The following is an 18,919-nucleotide window of genomic DNA, read 5'->3' on the forward strand; positions in this document are numbered from 1 at the left end:
GTGCCCATGAGTGCAGAGGCCACGAACCCCGAAGCACATGCCGATGTGCGCCCTGAGCTGCGCAGACGGGGCCGGAGCCGGCTCGATCTGCGCCGCCTGGGGCGCGCGGCCCTGCTCGGACCCGCGTCCCGCGACCGCCTGCCGGACGCCATCGGGCACGTAGCAGAAGCCCACCGCGCCCACCATCCGGACGCCGACCTGTCCATTCTGCGGAAGGCCTACCTGCTCGCGGAGCACTCCCACCGCGGCCAGATGCGCAAGAGCGGCGAGCCGTACATCACCCACCCCCTCGCCGTCACCCTCATCCTCGCCGAACTTGGTGCCGAGACCACCACCCTGACGGCCTCTCTGCTCCACGACACCGTCGAGGACACCGAGGTGACGCTGGAACAGGTCCGGGAGGAGTTCGGCGACGAGGTCTGCTTCATCGTCGACGGCGTCACCAAGGTCGAGAAGATCGACTACGGGGCCGCCGCCGAACCCGAGACCTTCCGCAAGATGCTCGTCGCCACCGGCAACGACGTCCGCGTCATGTCCATCAAACTCGCCGACCGGCTCCACAACATGCGCACCCTCGGCGTCATGCGCCCCGAGAAACAGGCGCGCATCGCCAAGGTCACCCGCGACGTCCTGATCCCCCTCGCCGAACGCCTCGGCGTCCAGGCCCTCAAGACCGAGCTCGAAGACCTCGTCTTCGCGATCCTGCACCCCGAGGAGTACGAGCACACCCGCGCCCTCATCGCCGCCCGCGCAGGCGACGACGACCCCCTCGCCGCCATCGCCGAGTCCGTACGCGCCGTCCTGCGCGACGCCGGCATCGCCGCCGAGGTCCAGGTGAGGCCGCGGCACTTCGTATCCCTGCACCGCATCTCCCGCCAGCGCGGCGAACTGCGCGGCTCCGACTTCGGCCGCATCCTCGTCCTCGTCGCCGAGAACGCCGACTGCTACGGCGTCCTCGGCGAACTCCACACCTGCTTCACCCCGGTCGTCTCGGAGTTCAAGGACTTCATCGCCGTCCCCAAGTTCAACCTCTACCAGTCGCTGCACACCGCCGTCGCCGTGCCCGAGGGGTACGTCGCCGAGGTCATCGTCCGCACCCGCCAGATGCACCGCGTCGCCGAGGCCGGGGTCGTCGCCCTCGGCAACCCGTACGCCACGGGGGAGACCGCCGACTGCGACGAGGAACGCGTCGACCCCACCCGCCCCGGCTGGCTCTCCCGGCTCCTCGACTGGCAGCAGTCCGCGCCCGACCCGGACACCTTCTGGAGCGTGCTGCGCGCCGAGCTGGCCCAGGACCGGGAGATCACCGTCTTCCGCGCCGACGGGGGGACGCTGGGCCTGCCGGCCGGCGCCAGCTGCATCGACGCCGCCTACGCGCAGCACGGCGAGGCGGCCCACGGCTGTATCGGCGCCCGCGTCAACGGGCGCCTCACCTCCCTCTCCTCCCCGCTCTCCGACGGGGACACCGTCCAGCTGCTCCTCGCCCAGGACGCCTCCTCCGGGCCCGCCGCCGACTGGCTGGAGCACGCCAGGACCCCGGCCGCCCGGATCGCCATCAGCAGCTGGCTCCAGAGCCACCCGGACGGCCCCGGCCCCGCCACCGCCGCGCCCCGGGCGCCGCTGTCGGTACCGGGGCTGCGCGGCGGCGGGGGCAACGCCGTCGCCGACCTGCCCCACGCGCACGTGCGCCTCGCCGGATGCTGCACCCCGGTGCCGCCGGACGCGGTCGCCGGGTTCCTCGTACGCGGCGGCGCGGTCACCGTCCACCGCGTCCACTGCCCGGCCGTGGCCCAGATGCGCTCCCTGGGCCGCACCTCCGTCGCCGTGCACTGGCGGGCCACCGCGGACTGCCGGGTCACCCTGCTCGCCGAATCGTTCGGCCGCCCGCACCTGCTGGCCGACCTGACCGAGGCCATCGCCCGGCTCGGCGTCGAGGTGGTCTCCGCCACCGTCGAGCCGCCCGTCGAACAGCGGGTCCGGCACAGCTACACCCTGCACCTGCCCGACGCGTCGGTGCTGCCGGCGCTGATGCGGGCGATGCGGGACGTGCCCGGCGTCTACGACGTGAGCCGGGCCTAGCGGGGCGGCGGAGGGGGCGGGGGAGGGGCCGGGGGGCCGGAAGACGTCGGGGGACGTTTCCACGCCGGGGGCGTACGCCGGGGCGCACGGGGTCCGGTGCCCGTCCGGGCGCCCCGTTCGGGTGGCGTCGTCGCGCGCCGCTCGCGGGCCCGCGACACGCGCTGGTAAGCGATGGTGGATGCAGCTCACCTCCCCCCGCCTGCGCGCCTCCCTGCTCGCCGCGGCCTCCCTCACGCTCGTCGCCGCCGTGCTGCCCCCGCCGAAGCCGCTGGGCATCGGCGACCGGCTCTTCCCCGAGCTGGGCAACCCCGGCTACGACGTCCTCGCCTACGACCTGTCCCTGACGTACAAGGACAACCGCAGCCCGCTCGACGCGGTCACCACCATCCGGGCCCGCAGCCTGGAGCCGCTGGAGCGGGTCAACCTCGACTTCACCCACGGCACGGTGGCCTCCGCCCAGGTCAACGGGCAGCCCGCCCGCTTCGAGGCCGCCGGGGAGGACCTCGTCCTGACCCCCGCGCACCCGGTGCCCGCCGGCGCAGCGCTGCACATCACCGTCCGGCACACCAGCGACCCGCGCGGCAGGGCCTCGGACGGCGGGTGGGTGACCACCGAGGACGGCCTGGCCATGGCCAACCAGGCCGACGCCGCCCACCGCGTCTTCCCCTGCAACGACCACCCCGCAGACAAGGCCTTCTTCACCTTCCGGATCACCGCCCCCGACGGGTACAGGGCCGTCGCCAACGGGCTGCCCGGCGCCCTCCCGGCCGCCCGCGCCGGCGGCGCCACCGAGTGGACGTACAGGACCCTGCACCCCATGGCCACCGAGCTGGCCCAGGTCTCCATCGGCCGCTCCGCCGTCCTCCACCACACCGGACCGCACGGCCTGCCGCTGCGCGACGTGGTGCCCGCCGCCGACCGGGAGCGGCTGGAGCCCTGGCTGGCCAAGACCGCCGGGCACGTCACGTGGATGGAGGAGCGCGTCGGGCGCTACCCCTTCGAGAACTACGGGGTGCTGATCGCCCGGGCGAAGACCGGCTTCGAGCTGGAGACCCAGACCCTCTCGCTCTTCGAGCAGGGCCTGTTCGCGGGGGAGGCGGCCGGCTACCCGGACTGGTACGTCGAGTCCGTCATGGTCCACGAGCTCGCCCACCAGTGGTTCGGCGACAGCGTGACCCCGCGGACCTGGTCCGACCTGTGGCTCAACGAGGGACACGCCACCTGGTACGAGGCCCTGTACGCGGACGGGCTCGGGAAGTACCCCCTGGAGCGGCGCATGCGCGAGGCCTACCAGCGCTCCGACCAGTGGCGGGCCCAGGGCGGCCCGCCGGCCGCGCCCAAGGCGGCCGCCCCCGGGCAGAAGATCGGCCTGTTCCGGCCCGTCGTCTACGACGGGGCCGCACTGATCCTCTACGCCCTGCGCCAGGAGATCGGCGCCGACGCCTTCGACCGGGTCGAGCGGCGCTGGGTGGCGGAGCACAAGGACGGGACCGCGGGCACGGAGGACTTCGTACGGCTGGCCTCACGGGAGGCCGGACGCGACCTGACCGCCTTCCTGCGGCCGTGGCTGTACGGGGAGACCACGCCGGCGATGCCGGGACACCCCGACTGGGCCGCCCCGGCCTCCTCCGCCGCCCCGGCACCCTCCCGGGCCGCCGCGTCCTCCCCCGCCCCGCGCAAGCCGTAGGGGCGGAAAACGGTATGACGGGCGGGGAACGGGCATGACACCATCAACGAGGCCGACGGGGCGCTCCGGGGGACCACCTCCCGGGGGATCGCGCTCCGGGGAATCAGTGGACCGGCCCACGCGTTGGACGTGACAGCGTTATGTCACGCACAGCGGTACCTTTGGCCCTGGCCGAACCGGCCGGACCGGGACCGCCCGGCGCGACACCATCGAATCGACGTAAGGATCCAATGACCTCCTCTTCTTCCCCTTCCCAGGACCCGCGGGACGCGCAGGACGTGCGGGACGCGCAGAGCTTCACCGAGAGCCTTCGGGCCGATGCCCTGATGGAAGAGGACGTCGCCTGGAGCCACGAGGTCGACGGAGAGCGGGACGGCGACCAGTTCGACCGCTCCGACCGCGCGGCACTGCGCCGCGTGGCCGGTCTCTCCACCGAACTCGAGGACGTCACCGAGGTCGAGTACCGCCAGCTCCGCCTGGAGCGCGTGGTCCTCGTCGGTGTCTGGACCTCCGGCACGGTCAGCGACGCCGAGAACTCCCTCGCGGAGCTCGCGGCCCTCGCCGAGACGGCGGGCGCCCTCGTGCTCGACGGTGTGATGCAGCGCCGCGACAAGCCCGACCCGGCCACCTTCATCGGCTCCGGCAAGGCCCGCGAACTGCGCGACATCGTGCTCGAGAGCGGGGCCGACACCGTCGTCTGCGACGGCGAGCTCAGCCCCGGCCAGCTCATCGCGCTCGAGGACGTGGTCAAGGTCAAGGTCGTCGACCGGACCGCCCTCATCCTCGACATCTTCGCCCAGCACGCCAAGTCCCGAGAGGGCAAGGCACAGGTCGCACTCGCGCAGATGCAGTACATGCTGCCGCGCCTGCGCGGCTGGGGCCAGTCGCTGTCCCGGCAGATGGGCGGCGGCGGCGGTGGCGGCATGGCCACCCGAGGCCCCGGTGAGACCAAGATCGAAACCGACCGGCGCCGCATCCGCGAGAAGATGGCCAAGATGCGCCGGGAGATCGCCGAGATGAAGACCGGCCGGGACATCAAGCGGCAGGAACGCCGCCGCAACAAGGTCCCCTCGGTCGCCATCGCCGGCTACACCAACGCCGGCAAGTCCTCCCTGCTCAACCGCCTCACGGGCGCGGGCGTGCTGGTGGAGAACGCACTGTTCGCCACCCTCGACCCGACCGTGCGCCGGGCCGAAACCCCCTCCGGCCGCGTCTACACCCTGGCCGACACCGTGGGCTTCGTCCGGCACCTGCCCCACCACCTCGTCGAGGCGTTCCGCTCCACGATGGAGGAGGTCGGCGACTCCGACCTCATCCTGCACATCGTGGACGGCTCGCACCCGGCACCGGAGGAGCAGCTGGCGGCGGTGCGCGAGGTCATCCGCGAGGTCGGCGCGGTCGACGTGCCCGAGATCGTGGTGATCAACAAGGCGGACGCCGCCGACCCGCTCGTCCTGCAGCGGCTGCTGCGCATCGAGCGGCACTCCATCGCCGTCTCGGCCCGCACCGGCCAGGGCATCGAGGAACTCCTCGCGCTCATCGACAGCGAGCTGCCCCGGCCCGCGGTCGAGGTGGAGGCCCTCGTGCCGTACACCCGCGGCGGGCTGATCGCCCGGGCCCACGCCGAGGGCGAGGTGATCTCCGAGGAGCACACCCCGGAGGGCACCCTGCTCAAGGCCCGGGTCCACCGGGAACTGGCGGCCGAGCTGACGCCGTACGTGCCCGCCAAGCAGTAACGGCACGAGCAAGGCAGCAGTACACGAGGGAGGGCCCCCGCCCGGATCGAGCGGGGGCCCTCCCCCATGTGGTCGACCGCCGGGGCTACTTGAACTTCGCGCTCACCGCGTCGTAGATGCCCTTGGCCTCCGGACCCAGCTTCGGTCCGGCCAGCCACCCGGCCTTCGCCGGACCGATCGAGGTGTTCGACACCAGCGCCGGCTTGCCGTCGGCACCCGCGGCGACCCAGCCGCCACCGGAGGAACCGCCCGTCATGGTGCAGCCGATGCGGTACATCACCGGGTCGGCCTGCCGCAGCGCCAGCCGGCCCGGCTTGTCCGTGCACTGGTACGCCTTCTGCCCGTCGAACGGGGCCGCCGCCGGGTAGCCCGTCGCCGTCATGCTCGCGACCTTCGGCACCGCCGGGGCGTTGAACTCCACCGGCAGCGCCGTACCGACCGTCTCCTCCAGCGACTTGCCGCCGCCCTTCTCCGGCGTCACGTGGAGCACCGCGAAGTCGTACGGGGCACCCGCGCCGCCCGTCGGGCCGCCGGTGGCGATCCACTGGTCGGAGGTCTGCGCCCAGTCGCTCCACCACACGCCGTACGGGGCCACCTGCTCGCGCGGCGCGCCCTTGAGGGCCGCCGCCGGCTTGCCGGCGTTGTTGTAGGACGGGACGAACGCGATGTTGCGGTACCAGCCGCCGGCCTTGCCCGCGTGCACGCAATGGCCCGCCGTCCAGACCATGTTGGACTTGCCCGGGTGGGCCGGGTCCTTCACGACCGTCGCCGAGCAGACCATCGAGCCCTCGGGGCCGTCGAAGAAGACCTTGCCGGACGCGGGAACGCTCGTGTGGTACGGCGAAGCCGCCGGCGTGGCCGCCACGGGCGCCGGGGTGGGATCGGTGACGCCCTGGTCCTTGCCGGCGTCCGGGTCGACGGCCGGGCGCTGCGGCTGCTCCGCGTCACGCATCCGGTCCGGGTCCCAGAGACCGTCGATGATCGGGTTGACGTAGTCGCCCGCCTCGCGGAGCCAGTCCTCCTTCTTCCAGTTCTTCCAGGCGCCCCCCCTCCACTTCTCCAGGTCGAAGCCGTGCTGCTTGAGCTTGTCCTTGAGCTCGTCCGGGATCTGGATCCCGTCCGTCGCGCCGGACGGCAGGCTCGCAGCCACGGTCGGCTTGGCGTCGCCGCCGGCCTCACCGCCGTCGGGTCCGCAGGCCGAGGCCGTCAGCGCGAGCGCGGCCGCGCTGAGTATCGCGGTGACCGGTCGGTTCGGTCGCATGTCGTAAATCCCCCTGGAGATTCGAGGTGTTGGACGGAGTCGATCGGGGTGGATCGCAACCCCACTATGCCGCCGTGGCCTAGGACGGCGGCCCCCGGGTCGGCGGTTCCTCGGGGAGGCATTCCGGCCGGGACCGCAAGGATCTTCGGGCGACCCGTGATCGAGCGCCCCCACCGTCGTTGCTACGTACGGGGGATGGAGCAGCAGCGCCCGTGTTCGAGGCGCGATCCGGAAGGGCAGCCGTGCGGGAGGACCGACAGTCGTGGCCGTGACCGAGCCGACCGCAGCCGCGGCGCAAACCCCCCATCGGACCGCGGCGGACGCCGCGGCGCAGGCGTCGCCCGGGGCGCAGGTCCCGCCGCAGGGCGGGCGCGGGCCCGCCTCCGCCGAGGGCATCCTGCGCCGGCAGGCGCTGCGCGAATCCGCGGCCCGGACCTACGCCCGCTCGCTGCCCATCGTGCCGGTGCGCGCCCGCGGGCTGACGATCGAGGGCGCCGACGGGCGTCGCTACCTCGACTGCCTCTCCGGCGCGGGCACCCTCGCCCTCGGGCACAACCACCCCGTCGTACTCGAAGCCATCCGCGGCGTCCTCGACTCGGGGGCACCCCTGCACGTCCTCGACCTGGCCACCCCGGTCAAGGACGCCTTCACCACCGAGCTCTTCGCGAACCTGCCGGACGAGCTCGCCGCCGACGCCCGCATCCAGTTCTGCGGCCCCGCCGGGACCGACGCCGTCGAGGCCGCGCTGAAACTGGTCCGCACCGCCACCGGACGCAGCGGGCTCCTCACCTTCACCGGGGCCTACCACGGCATGACCGCCGGAGCACTGGAGGCCTCGGGCGGCGCCGGCGACGTACGGGTGACCCGGCTGCCCTACCCGCAGGACCACCGCTGCCCCTTCGGGGTCGGCGGCGCCGAGGGGGCACGGCTCGGCGCCCGCTGGACGGAGAGCCTGCTGGACGACCCCAAGGGCGGGGTGCCGGCACCCGCCGCCATGATCGTCGAGCCCGTGCAGGGCGAGGGCGGGGTCCACCCGGCCCCGGACGCCTGGCTGCGCCGGATGCGGGAGATCACCGCAGCCCGCGGCATCCCGCTCATCGCGGACGAGGTGCAGACCGGGGTCGGCCGCACCGGCGCCTTCTGGGGCGTCGACCACGCGGGGGTGGTCCCCGACGTGATGGTCCTGTCCAAGGCCATCGGCGGCAGCCTGCCGCTCGCCGTGATCGTCTACCGGGCCGGACTGGACGTCTGGGCCCCCGGCGCCCATGCCGGAACGTTCCGCGGGAACCAGCTCGCCATGGCGGCGGGCACCGCCACCCTCGCCTACGTCCGCCGCAACGGCCTCGCCGAGCGTGCGGCGGTCCTGGGGGGACGGATGCTGGCGGCGCTGCGCGGCCTCGCCGCGGACCAGCCCTGCGTCGGCGACGTCCGGGGCCGCGGCCTGATGATCGGCCTCGAACTGGTCGACCCCGCCACCGGCGCCGCAGCGCCCGCCCTCGCTGCCGAGGTCCGCCAGGAGTGCCTGGACCGCGGGCTGATCGTCGAGCTGGGGGGCCGCCACTCCAGCGTCGTGCGGCTGCTGCCCCCGCTGACCCTGACCGACGAACAGGCCGCGGCCGTCCTGGACCGGCTGGCCGACGCCGTCCCCGCCGCCGCCCGCCGGCTCCACTGACCGCACGCGAAGGACCCCCGATGCCCGACCCCGCCCCCCGCCCCGCCACCCCGCCCCCGGCCGACGAAGCGCCCCCCTCCGCCCCCACCCGCCCGCCGGGCACCCCGGCCGCCTGGCCACCACCCCGGACGTCGGACGACCCGCCACCCCTGGCCGCCCCTGCCGCGACCCCAGCGCTGCCGGCCGCGACCCCGGTGCACCCGGCCGCCTCTGCCGCAGGCCCAGCAGCGACCCCGGCCCCCTGGGCAGCGCCCCCGGCCGCGCCTGCCGCGGCCCCAGCGCTGCCGGCCGCGACCCCGGCGCACCCGGCCGCCTCTGCCGCAGCCCCAGCAGCGACCCCGGCCCCCTGGGCAGCATCCCCGCCCGTCCCGCCAGGGAACCCGGCATCCTGGGGAGCGCCCCCGGCCACCCCGGCAGGGACCCCGGCCCCCCGGGCAGTACCCCCGGCCGGCCCGGCAGGGACCCCGGCCCCCTGGGCAGTACACCCGGCCACCCCGGCGGAGGCTCCGGCCCACCCGGCTCCGGCCGACCCTGCCGGACCCGCGGTCGGCCCCGGAGGGCCCCTGGCCGACTGTGCGGCAGCCCCGGTCACCCCGACGGATGCTCCGGTTCACCCGGCGGCAGCCGACCCGGCCCCGGCGCACCCGGCGGGGGACCCGGCTCGGCAGGCCGGGCCCGGGCGCGCCCACGCCGGAGCGGTGCCTGCGCCGGGGCATGCCGCCTCGCCCGGACCCGCCCCCTCGGCGGGGCAGGCACGCCCGGCCCACCCCCCGGCGGGCACCGGCACCGTGCCCCGGCAGCAGGACGGCACCCTCCGCCCCCGCGTGGGCGGCACCGGACCGGCCGGCCCCGAACCGGCGGCGCTCCCCGACCTGCTGGACCACGCCGACCCGGCCATCGCCGCCGAGGCCGCGACGGTGGAGAACCTCCTGCGGTGCTGGGTCCGCGAGAGGGGTGTCGGCCGCCCCGACGGGCCGGCCGGAACCCTGCTCCGCATCCCCCTCCCCGCGTCCGGGGCCGCCCTGCTCGTCCCCGTCCGGTACTGGTCCCCGGCGGGCTGGCACCGTTTTGCCCCCGCCCGCATCGAAGGCACCCCCGCCCATGCGCAGGCCGTGGACGCCGTCACCCTCGCCGCCCTGCTCGCCCGCGAGGGCGACGGCCGCAGCGGCACCGACCTCGTGGGCCGGGTCGCCGACTCGGTGCGCCGCACCGCCGAGTTCATCGCCGACCGGCGCCGACGCCCCACCGGGCCCGCCCCCGTCGCCGGGGACCGCTTCCTCACCGCCGAACAGTCACTCCTCCTCGGCCACCCCCTCCAGCCGGACCCCAAGAGCCGCGAAGGACTCTCCGAAGCCGAAGTACGCCAGTACTCGCCCGAACTCCACGGCTCCTTCCCCCTGCACTGGATGGCCGTCGCCCCCGACGCCCTCGCCACCGACTCCGCCTGGACCGAACGGGGCCGCCCCGTCTCCGCCGCCCGGCTCCTCGCCCGCCTCGCCCCCGGACTCCCGCTGCCCGCCGGCACCACCGCCCTCCCCCTGCACCCCTGGCAGGCCCGCGACCTCCTCCGGCGCCCCGCCGTCACCGCCCTCCGCGACGCGGGCCTCCTCACCGACCTTGGCCCGTACGGCGACCCCTGGTACCCCACCTCCTCCGTCCGCACCGTCCACCGCCCAGGCGTCCCGGCGATGCTCAAGCTCTCCCTCGGCCTGCGCATCACCAACTCCCGACGCGAGAACCTCCGCAAGGAACTCCACCGCGGTGTCGAAGTGCACCGGCTGCTCCGCACCGGCCTCGCCGAGCAGTGGCAGAGCGCCCACCCCGGCTTCGACATCGTGCGCGACCCCGCCTGGGTCGCCGTCGACGCCCTGGACGGCACTCCCGTCCGGGGATTCGACGCCGTCCTGCGCCACAACCCCTTCGGCTCCGACGACGACGCCGTCTGCGTCGCCGCACTGACCTCCCTCCGCCCGTGGCCCGGCCGGCCCACCATGCGCTCCCGGCTCGCCGACACCCTCTCCCGGCTCGCCGTGACCACCGGCCGGCCCGTCTCCGCCGTCGCCACGGAGTGGTTCCTGCGCTACCTCGACCACGTCGTCCTGCCGGTCCTCGCCTTCGACGCCCTCGCGGGCATCGCCCTCGAAGCGCACCAGCAGAACACCCTGGTGATCCTCGACCAGGCAGGCTGGCCCGTCGGCGGCCGCTTCCGCGACAACCAGGGCTACTACTTCCGCGACTCCTGGCGCGCCGAACTGGAACGCCGCCTCCCCGGCATCGGCAGCACCAGCGACACCTTCGTCCCGGACGCCGTCACCGACGAACGCTTCGCCTACTACCTCGGCATCAACAACGTGATCGGCCTCATCGGCGCCTTCGGATCCCAGCGGCTCGCGGACGAGCGCGTGCTCCTCGCCGCCTTCCGCCGCTTCCTCGGCAAGGCCGCGGGTCTCGGCCCGGTCCCCGGGCAGCTGCTCGACTCGCCCACCCTCCGCTGCAAGGCGAACCTGCTCACCCGCCTGGGCGGCCTCGACGAGCTCGTAGGCCCCGTCGACACCCAGTCCGTCTACGTCACCATCGCCAACCCCCTGCACGACTGACGCGCTCCCGCCGACACCGAGAAGAGCCCCGATGTTTCCCACGGACACGACCACCGGCTCCGCCGGCAGCCCCGTCTCGCAGGAGGCCACCGCGCACCGCTTCACCGCCGGACTGCTGCCGCTGCTCGCCGAGGCGGACCTCCTCGACTCACCCGCGGGCTGGGGCGCGGTCGCGACACCGGTCGGGGCCTTCCGCCTCGAACCCGTACGGCCGAGCCGGGACGTGGACCTGCTCACGGGCTGGATGAACGACCCCGAAGTGGCTGCCTACTGGGAACTGGACGGCCCGGCCGCCGTCACCACGGCCCACCTGCGGGCCCAGCTCGACGGCCCCGGCCACAGCATCCCCTGCCTCGGCCTCCTGGACGGCAGCCCCATGAGCTACTGGGAGATCTACCGGGCCGATCTCGACCCGTTCTCCCGCCACTACCCGGCGCGCTCCCACGACACCGGCATCCACCTGCTCATCGGAGACGGCACGAACCGCGGCCGGGGCCTGGGCAAGACGCTGCTGCGCGCCGTCGCCGAGCTCGTCTTCGACAACCGCCCCCGCTGCACACGCGTCATCGCGGAACCGGACGTGCGCAACACCCCCTCCGTCGCGGCCTTCATGAACGCCGGTTTCCGCTATTCCAGGGAAATCGACCTCCCCGGCAAACGAGCCGCCCTGATGATCCGTGAGCGGGCGCTGCGCCACCTGCTCTGATCACCGCCCCGGCTTCCCCCGCACCGCCCTGAAGAGTGATCGATGCGGCCGCTGTCGGTGGCGCCCCGTAGGGTTGGCAGTGCTATGACGAAGCCCTCCCTCCCCGACCTGCTGCACGCCGCCGTCTCCGCCGTCGGCGGCACGGAGCGGCCCGGCCAGGTGGCCATGGCCGAAGCCGTCGCCGAAGCGATCGACGACAACTCCCATCGGCTGATCCAGGCCGGTACCGGCACCGGCAAGTCCCTCGGCTACCTGGTGCCGGCCCTCGCCCACGGCGAGCGCGTGGTCGTCGCCACGGCGACGCTGGCGCTCCAGCGCCAGCTCGTGGAGCGCGACCTGCCGCGCACGGTCGAGGCGCTGCATCCGCAGCTGCGCCGGCGGCCGCAGTTCGCCATGCTCAAGGGCCGGTCGAACTACCTGTGCCTGCACCGGCTGCACGAGGGCGCCCCGCAGGACGAGGAAGAGGGCCTCTTCGACCAGTTCGAAGCGGCCGCCCCGAGCAGCAAGCTCGGCAAGGACCTGCTGCGCCTGCGCGACTGGGCGGACGAGACGGAGACCGGCGACCGCGACGACCTCACCCCGGGCGTCTCCGACAAGGCCTGGAGCCAGATCTCGGTCTCCTCCCGGGAGTGCCTGGGCGCCACGAAGTGCGCGTACGGCGCCGAGTGCTTCGCGGAGGCGGCCCGTGAGCGGGCCAAGCTCGCCGACGTGGTCGTCACCAACCACGCGCTGCTCGCCATCGACGCCATCGAAGGCGCCCCGGTGCTGCCCCAGCACGAGGTGCTGATCGTGGACGAAGCCCACGAGCTGGTCTCCCGTGTCACCGGCGTCGCCACCGGCGAGCTCAGCCCGGGCCAGGTCAACCGGGCCGTGAAGCGGGCCGCCAAGCTCGTCGACGAGAAGGTCGCGGACTCGCTGCAGACCGCCTCGGAGACCTTCGAGCGGGTCATGGAGCTGGCGCTCCCCGGCCGTCTGGAGCAGATTCCCGAGGACCTCGGCTACGCGCTGATGTCGCTGCGCGACTCCGCGCGCAGCGTGATCTCCGCGATCGGCTCCACCCGCGACAAGTCCGTCCAGGACGAGGACGCGGTCCGCAAGCAGGCCCTGGCCGCGGTGGAGAACGTCCACGCGGTCGCGGAGCGGATCACGAACGGCTCCGAGTACGACGTGGTCTGGTACGAACGGCACGACCGGTTCGGCGCGACCCTGCGGGTCGCCCCGCTCTCGGTGTCCGGGCTGCTGCGGGAGAAGCTCTTCGAGGACCGCTCGGTGGTCCTCACCTCCGCCACCCTCAAGCTGGGCGGTGACTTCAACGGGGTCGCGGCCTCGCTCGGCCTCTCCCCGGAAGGGGTGGAGGGGGAGGACGTGCCGCTCTGGCGGGGCCTGGACGTGGGGTCCCCGTTCGACTATCCCAAGCAGGGCATTTTGTACGTCGCCAAGCACCTGGCCACCCCGGGCCGGGAGGGCACGCGCGGCGACATGATGGACGAGCTGGCGGAGCTGATCGAGGCGGCCGGCGGCCGCACCCTCGGCCTCTTCTCCTCCATGCGCGGAGCCAAGGCCGCGGCCGAGGAGCTGCGCGGGCGGCTCGACAACCCGATCCTGCTCCAGGGCGAGGAGACGCTGGGAGAGCTGATCAAGGCCTTCGCGGCGGATCCGCGGACCTGCCTGTTCGGGACGCTCTCCCTGTGGCAGGGCGTGGACGTGCCCGGACCCAGCTGCCAGCTCGTGATCATGGACAGGATCCCGTTCCCCCGCCCCGACGACCCGCTGATGAGCGCGCGGCAGAAGTCGGTGGAGGAGAACGGCGGCAACGGCTTCATGGCGGTCGCCGCCACCCACGCGGCCCTGCTGATGGCCCAGGGCGCCGGCCGGCTCGTTCGGGCCTCGGGCGACCGCGGTGTCGTCGCCGTCCTGGACCCCCGTCTGGCCACGGCCCGGTACGGGAGCTTCCTGCGGGCCTCGCTGCCCGACTTCTGGTACACCACGGACCGCAACCAGGTGCGCCGCTCGCTGGCGGCGATCGACGCGGGCGCGAAGGCAGACGGCACGTAGGTCCGCGGCTGCGGGCATGCAACAGCTCCGGGACCGGCGCAGTGGGTCCCGGAGCTGGCTGAGGGGCGACGGGCGGATTCAGACCCGGCGCAGCACGGCGACGACCTTGCCGAGGATCGTCGCCTCGTCACCCGGGATGGGCTGGTAGGCGGCGTTGTGCGGGAGAAGCCAGACGTGCCCGTCTTCGCGCTTGAAGCGCTTGACGGTGGCTTCGCCGTCCAGCATCGCCGCGACGATGTCGCCGTTCTCCGCGACGGGCTGACGGCGGACGGTGACCCAGTCGCCGTCGCAGATCGCGGCCTCGATCATCGAATCGCCGACGACCTTGAGGACGAACAGCTCGCCGTCGCCGACGAGCTGGCGGGGCAGCGGGAACACGTCCTCCACGGACTCCTCGGCCAGGATCGGGCCGCCGGCCGCGATCCGGCCGACCAGGGGAACGTAGGAGGCGGCGGGCTTGCCGGTGGTGTCGGTGGGCTGCGAGCTGGGCTGGTCCGAGCCGCGCACCTCGTAGGCGCGCGGGCGGTGCGGGTCACGCCGCAGGAAGCCCTTGCGCTCCAGGGCCATCAGCTGGTGTGCCACGGACGAGGTGCTGGAGAGGCCGACCGCCTGGCCGATCTCCCGCATCGACGGCGGGTACCCCCGGCGCTGCACGGAGTCCCGGATGACCTCGATCACCCTCCGCTGCCGGTCCGTGAGCCCGGAGCTGTCGGCGCGGATGCCTGGAGGTCGCCCTGGCAGCGAGCGTGCGGGGCGTACGGCCTCCGCCTCCTGGTTCTGACTGGCGTCATTCATGGCGTGCACCGGCTCGAGTCGGCTCTGGGAGCGGTTCTGGGCAGTGATGGTGGCACTGTCTGCGGTGGTGGTCACGTCGGCCCCTCTCGAAATGTTCTCCCTAGCTGGACAACGGTAGTAGCTTTCGAAAGGTTGCGCCAAACACACGTTCGAGTGAAAAATCGAGGATCCCCCACCTGGGCTAGATAGGTGGGTGTATGGAGGCCGGTACGGGTGGCCGGTCCGACGGTCCGCAGGAAGGCTGTAGCCGCCCGGTCGGACCGAACGCGGGTTCGGCTCCGCGTCCGCTCCTTACGGTACCCTTCCCGGTTGGATCGGCCGTGCCCGGGCCGGGTCCGCCGCTGCGCCCAGTGTGGCACCGCGAGCCCCCGTATCCGGCCATCGGACGCCGCGACACGCGGAGTGGCCCAAATCCGGTCCAACCCAAGATCTAGTGGTTGGATGGTCTCAGCCGCCCAGAAGTTGTGGTCCCCGGTCCGCCGGGGCGCCTGGCATCGCATATGCTTGTGGCTGCTTCACGAGCCCCCGGCGGAGACTCGCTCTCCGTTGTCGCAGGGCTCCGTGCGGTGATCCAGTCGTGTCAAGAGGAGGGTGAGGGAACCATGCACTGCCCCTTCTGCAGGCACCCCGACAGCCGCGTCGTCGACAGCCGCACCACCGACGACGGAACGTCGATCCGCCGGCGCCGTCAGTGCCCCGACTGCTCCCGTCGCTTCACGACGGTGGAGACGGCCTCGCTGATGGTGATCAAGCGAAGCGGGGTCACCGAACCCTTCAGCCGTACCAAGGTCATCTCCGGCGTCCGCAAGGCATGCCAGGGACGGCCGGTCACCGAGGACGCCCTCGCCAAGCTCGGCCAGCGGGTCGAGGAGGCGGTGCGCGCCACCGGGAGCGCCGAGCTGACCACCCACGACGTGGGTCTGGCCATACTCGGCCCGTTGCAGGAGCTCGACCTGGTCGCGTACCTGCGGTTCGCATCCGTGTACAAAGCGTTCGACACCCTTGAAGACTTCGAGACCGCCATCGCGGAACTGCGCGAGCCGCGGCCTCACCCCCATGAGTGCGAGCCCGGAGGGACCCCCAGGGTCGTCCCCGTGCCCGCCTCCGCCGCCGACTGACCGCACGGGGCCGCAAGCGCGGCGCGGCCCCGCCGGCCGGGACGGCGAGATTCGTAGATACAAGACACACAGCACTGTGCGGCGGAATAGCGCTGGCACTTTAGGGCGTTTTTGCCCGCATATGGGAGGCAGGCGGCATGACAGAGACGGCGAGCAGCTCGGCACGTGGTTCCCGCACCAAGGGGACCAAGGCCGCCAAGGGCGGCCTGCGGATCGAGCGCATCCACACCACCCCCGGCGTGCACCCGTACGACGAGGTGAACTGGGAGCTCCGTGACGTCGTCATGACCAACTGGCGCGACGGCTCGGTCAACTTCGAGCAGCGCGGCGTCGAGTTCCCCGACTTCTGGTCGGTGAACGCGGTCAACATCGTCACCAGCAAGTACTTCCGCGGCGCCGTCGGCACCCCGCAGCGCGAGACCGGTCTCAAGCAGCTCATCGACCGCATCGTGAAGACGTACACGAAGGCCGGCGAGGACTACGACTACTTCGCGTCCCCCGCCGACGCGGAGATCTTCGAGCACGAGCTGACCTACGCCCTCCTGCACCAGATCTTCAGCTTCAACTCCCCGGTGTGGTTCAACGTCGGCACGCCCCAGCCGCAGCAGGTCTCCGCCTGCTTCATCCTGGCCGTCGACGACTCCATGGAGTCGATCCTCGACTGGTACAAGGAAGAGGGCATGATCTTCAAGGGCGGCTCCGGCGCCGGCCTGAACCTCTCCCGCATCCGCTCCTCCAAGGAGCTCCTCTCCTCCGGCGGCAACGCCTCCGGCCCCGTCTCCTTCATGCGCGGCGCCGACGCCTCCGCGGGAACGATCAAGTCGGGCGGCGCCACCCGCCGTGCGGCCAAGATGGTCGTCCTGGACGTGGACCACCCGGACGTCGAGGACTTCATCGCCACCAAGGTGAAGGAGGAGGAGAAGATCCGCGCCCTGCGCGACGCGGGCTTCGACATGGACCTGGGCGGCGACGACATCACGTCCGTCCAGTACCAGAACGCCAACAACTCCGTCCGTGTGAACGACGAGTTCATGACGGCCGTCGAGAACGGCACCGAGTTCGGCCTGCGCGCCCGCATGACCGGCGAGGTCATCGAGAAGGTCGACGCCAAGGCGCTCTTCCGCAAGCTCGCCGAGGCCGCGTGGGCCTGCGCCGACCCGGGCATCCAGTACGACGGTGTGATCAACCACTGGCACACCTGCCCCGAGTCCGGCCGCATCACCGCGTCCAACCCGTGCAGCGAGTACATGCACCTGGACAACACGTCCTGCAACCTCGCCTCGCTGAACCTGATGAAGTTCCTGAACGACGACGGCAAGGGCAACCAGTCCTTCGACGCCGAGCGCTTCGCCAAGGTCGTCGAGCTCGTCATCACCGCGATGGACATCTCCATCTGCTTCGCCGACTTCCCGACCCAGAAGATCGGCGAGAACACCCGCGCCTTCCGCCAGCTGGGCATCGGCTACGCCAACCTCGGCGCCCTGCTGATGGCGACCGGCCACGCCTACGACTCGGACGGCGGCCGCACCCTCGCCGCCTCGATCACCTCGCTGATGACCGGCACCGCGTACAAGCGCTCCGCCGAGCTGGCCGCCATCGTCGGCCCGTACGACGGCTACGCCCGCAACGCCGACTCGCACAAGCGCGTCATGAAGCAGCACGCCGACGCCAACGCCGTCGCGCCGCGCACCGAGGACCTGGACAACGCGATCTGGGCCGCGGCCACCGAGGCCTGGCAGGACGTCCTGCGCCTCGGCGAGAAGAACGGCTTCCGCAACGCCCAGGCCTCCGTCCTCGCGCCGACCGGCACCATCGGCCTCGCGATGTCCTGTGACACCACCGGTGTCGAGCCGGACCTGGCCCTGGTCAAGTTCAAGAAGCTCGTCGGCGGCGGCTCGATGCAGATCGTCAACGGCACCGTCCCGCAGGCCCTGCGCCGCATGGGCTACCTGGAAGAGCAGATCGAGGCGATCGTCTCCCACATCGCCGAGCACGGCAACGTCGTCGACGCCCCGCACCTGAAGTCCGAGCACTACGAGGTCTTCGACTGCGCCATGGGCGAGCGCTCCATCTCCCCGATGGGCCACGTCCGCATGATGGCCGCGATCCAGCCCTGGATCTCCGGCGCGATCTCGAAGACGGTCAACATGCCGGAGTCGGCGACCGTCGAGGAGATCGAGGAGATCTACTTCGAGGCGTGGAAGCTGGGCGTCAAGGCGCTCGCGATCTACCGCGACAACTGCAAGGTCGGCCAGCCCCTCTCCGCCAAGAAGAAGGAGGAGGAGAAGGCCGAGATCACCGAGAAGGCCGAGGAGACCATCCGCACGGCGGTCGAGAAGGTCATCGAGTACCGCCCCGTCCGCAAGCGCCTCCCCAAGGGCCGCCCGGGGATCACCACCTCCTTCACGGTCGGTGGCGCCGAGGGCTACATGACGGCGAACTCCTACCCGGACGACGGCCTGGGCGAGGTCTTCCTGAAGATGTCCAAGCAGGGCTCGACCCTCGCGGGCATGATGGACGCCTTCTCGATCGCCGTCTCGGTCGGCCTGCAGTACGGCGTCCCGCTGGAGACGTACGTCGCGAAGTTCACCAACATGCGTTTCGAGCCGGCCGGTATGACGGACGACCCCGACGTGCGGATGGCCCAGTCGATCGTCGACTACATCTTCCGCCGCGTGGCGCTGGACTTCCTGCCCTTCGAGACCCGCTCCGCCCTCGGCATCCACTCGGCCGAGGAGCGTCAGCGCCACCTCGACACCGGCTCCTACGAGCCGCTCGAGGAGGAGGAGCTCGACACCGAGACCCTCGCCCAGTCGGCGCCGCTCGCGTCGGTCCCGGCCGCTTCCGCCCCGAAGCCGGCCGCGGTCGCCCCGGTCCCGGCTCCCAAGACGGCGCACAGCAACGCCGAACTGGTCGAGATGCAGCTCGGCGTCTCCGCCGACGCCCCGCTCTGCTTCTCCTGCGGTACGAAGATGCAGCGCGCCGGCTCCTGCTACATCTGCGAGGGCTGCGGCTCCACCAGCGGCTGCAGCTGAAACCGGGCGGAAGCGCGTCGGATGCCACATCACGGCGTAGCTGAACCCGAAGCGCGATCTCTGTGAGGGAGGGGGGGGGGGGCGGGGGGGGCCCCCCCCCCCCCCGCCCCCCGCCCCCCCCCCCCGACGGGCCCCCCCCGACAGAAGCAACACCCCCCCCCCCCAACGGGGGGCGCAC

The 18,919-nt window shown here is 72.8% G+C and carries 11 protein-coding genes; 9 read left to right on the top strand and 2 right to left on the bottom strand.

What is annotated here, in order from left to right; translation table 11 throughout:
- The first annotated feature begins 6 nt into the window (after positions 1–6).
- The 3 genes from AB0D45_RS26990 (at position 7) to hflX (ending at position 5,502) form a co-directional block, all read left to right on the top strand.
- Positions 7–2,079, top strand: coding sequence for an HD domain-containing protein (locus tag AB0D45_RS26990; RefSeq protein WP_361603787.1), 2,073 nt, complete (start codon positions 7–9; stop codon positions 2,077–2,079).
- 178 nt (positions 2,080–2,257) lie between these two features.
- Entirely contained in the window at positions 2,258–3,766 is a 1,509-nt protein-coding gene (locus AB0D45_RS26995; RefSeq protein ID WP_362463638.1) for a M1 family metallopeptidase, read from the top strand.
- Between the two features lie 230 nt (positions 3,767–3,996).
- Positions 3,997–5,502, top strand: a complete 1,506-nt coding sequence (gene hflX, locus AB0D45_RS27000; protein ID WP_361603781.1) for a GTPase HflX — start codon at positions 3,997–3,999, stop codon at positions 5,500–5,502.
- A gap of 85 nt (positions 5,503–5,587) precedes the next feature.
- On the opposite strand, the gene AB0D45_RS27005 is transcribed toward hflX, so the two are convergent.
- The gene (locus AB0D45_RS27005) at positions 5,588–6,763 is read right to left on the bottom strand and encodes a hypothetical protein (protein WP_361603778.1); all 1,176 of its coding nucleotides are present in this window, start codon (positions 6,761–6,763) and stop codon (positions 5,588–5,590) included.
- Positions 6,764–7,157: 394 nt separating this feature from the next.
- Here AB0D45_RS27005 and AB0D45_RS27010 point away from each other — a divergent pair, with 394 nt between their 5' ends.
- The 4 genes from AB0D45_RS27010 (at position 7,158) to AB0D45_RS27025 (ending at position 13,793) form a co-directional block, all read left to right on the top strand.
- Positions 7,158–8,435, top strand: a complete 1,278-nt coding sequence (locus tag AB0D45_RS27010) for a diaminobutyrate--2-oxoglutarate transaminase family protein (protein WP_362463659.1) — start codon at positions 7,158–7,160, stop codon at positions 8,433–8,435.
- A 698-nt stretch (positions 8,436–9,133) separates the two neighbouring features.
- Entirely contained in the window at positions 9,134–11,032 is a 1,899-nt protein-coding gene (locus AB0D45_RS27015; protein ID WP_362463642.1) for an IucA/IucC family protein, read from the top strand.
- A gap of 31 nt (positions 11,033–11,063) precedes the next feature.
- Positions 11,064–11,738 (top strand): GNAT family N-acetyltransferase, encoded by a 675-nt coding sequence (locus tag AB0D45_RS27020; RefSeq protein WP_362463645.1) that lies wholly within the window; start codon positions 11,064–11,066, stop codon positions 11,736–11,738.
- Positions 11,739–11,822: 84 nt separating this feature from the next.
- On the top strand, positions 11,823–13,793 hold the full coding sequence (locus AB0D45_RS27025; protein WP_362463648.1) for an ATP-dependent DNA helicase: 1,971 nt from the start codon (positions 11,823–11,825) through the stop codon (positions 13,791–13,793).
- A 78-nt stretch (positions 13,794–13,871) separates the two neighbouring features.
- Here AB0D45_RS27025 and lexA read toward each other — a convergent pair whose 3' ends face one another.
- Complete coding sequence (gene lexA / locus AB0D45_RS27030) at positions 13,872–14,663, bottom strand: transcriptional repressor LexA (RefSeq protein ID WP_125602045.1); 792 nt, start codon at positions 14,661–14,663, stop codon at positions 13,872–13,874.
- A 527-nt stretch (positions 14,664–15,190) separates the two neighbouring features.
- Between lexA and nrdR the strand changes: the two genes are divergently transcribed.
- Complete coding sequence (nrdR, locus tag AB0D45_RS27035; RefSeq protein ID WP_362463650.1) at positions 15,191–15,706, top strand: transcriptional regulator NrdR; 516 nt, start codon at positions 15,191–15,193, stop codon at positions 15,704–15,706.
- A 137-nt stretch (positions 15,707–15,843) separates the two neighbouring features.
- Positions 15,844–18,741, top strand: a complete 2,898-nt coding sequence (locus tag AB0D45_RS27040; RefSeq protein WP_361603761.1) for a vitamin B12-dependent ribonucleotide reductase — start codon at positions 15,844–15,846, stop codon at positions 18,739–18,741.
- The last annotated feature ends 178 nt before the right edge of the window (positions 18,742–18,919 follow it).

It is taken from the genome of Streptomyces sp. NPDC048352, from assembly GCF_040651895.1.
Classification (GTDB): domain Bacteria; phylum Actinomycetota; class Actinomycetes; order Streptomycetales; family Streptomycetaceae; genus Streptomyces.

Excerpts from the sequence above, each read along its gene's own strand:
- AB0D45_RS26990 (WP_361603787.1), top strand. The coding sequence starts at position 7 with ATGAGTGCAGAGGCCACGAACCCCGAAGCACATGCCGATGTGCGCCCT.
- AB0D45_RS26995 (WP_362463638.1), top strand. The coding sequence starts at position 2,258 with ATGCAGCTCACCTCCCCCCGCCTGCGCGCCTCCCTGCTCGCCGCGGCC.
- hflX (WP_361603781.1), top strand. The coding sequence starts at position 3,997 with ATGACCTCCTCTTCTTCCCCTTCCCAGGACCCGCGGGACGCGCAGGAC.
- AB0D45_RS27005 (WP_361603778.1), bottom strand. The coding sequence starts at position 6,763 with ATGCGACCGAACCGACCGGTCACCGCGATACTCAGCGCGGCCGCGCTC.
- AB0D45_RS27020 (WP_362463645.1), top strand. The coding sequence starts at position 11,064 with ATGTTTCCCACGGACACGACCACCGGCTCCGCCGGCAGCCCCGTCTCG.
- AB0D45_RS27025 (WP_362463648.1), top strand. The coding sequence starts at position 11,823 with ATGACGAAGCCCTCCCTCCCCGACCTGCTGCACGCCGCCGTCTCCGCC.
- nrdR (WP_362463650.1), top strand. The coding sequence starts at position 15,191 with ATGCACTGCCCCTTCTGCAGGCACCCCGACAGCCGCGTCGTCGACAGC.
- AB0D45_RS27040 (WP_361603761.1), top strand. The coding sequence starts at position 15,844 with ATGACAGAGACGGCGAGCAGCTCGGCACGTGGTTCCCGCACCAAGGGG.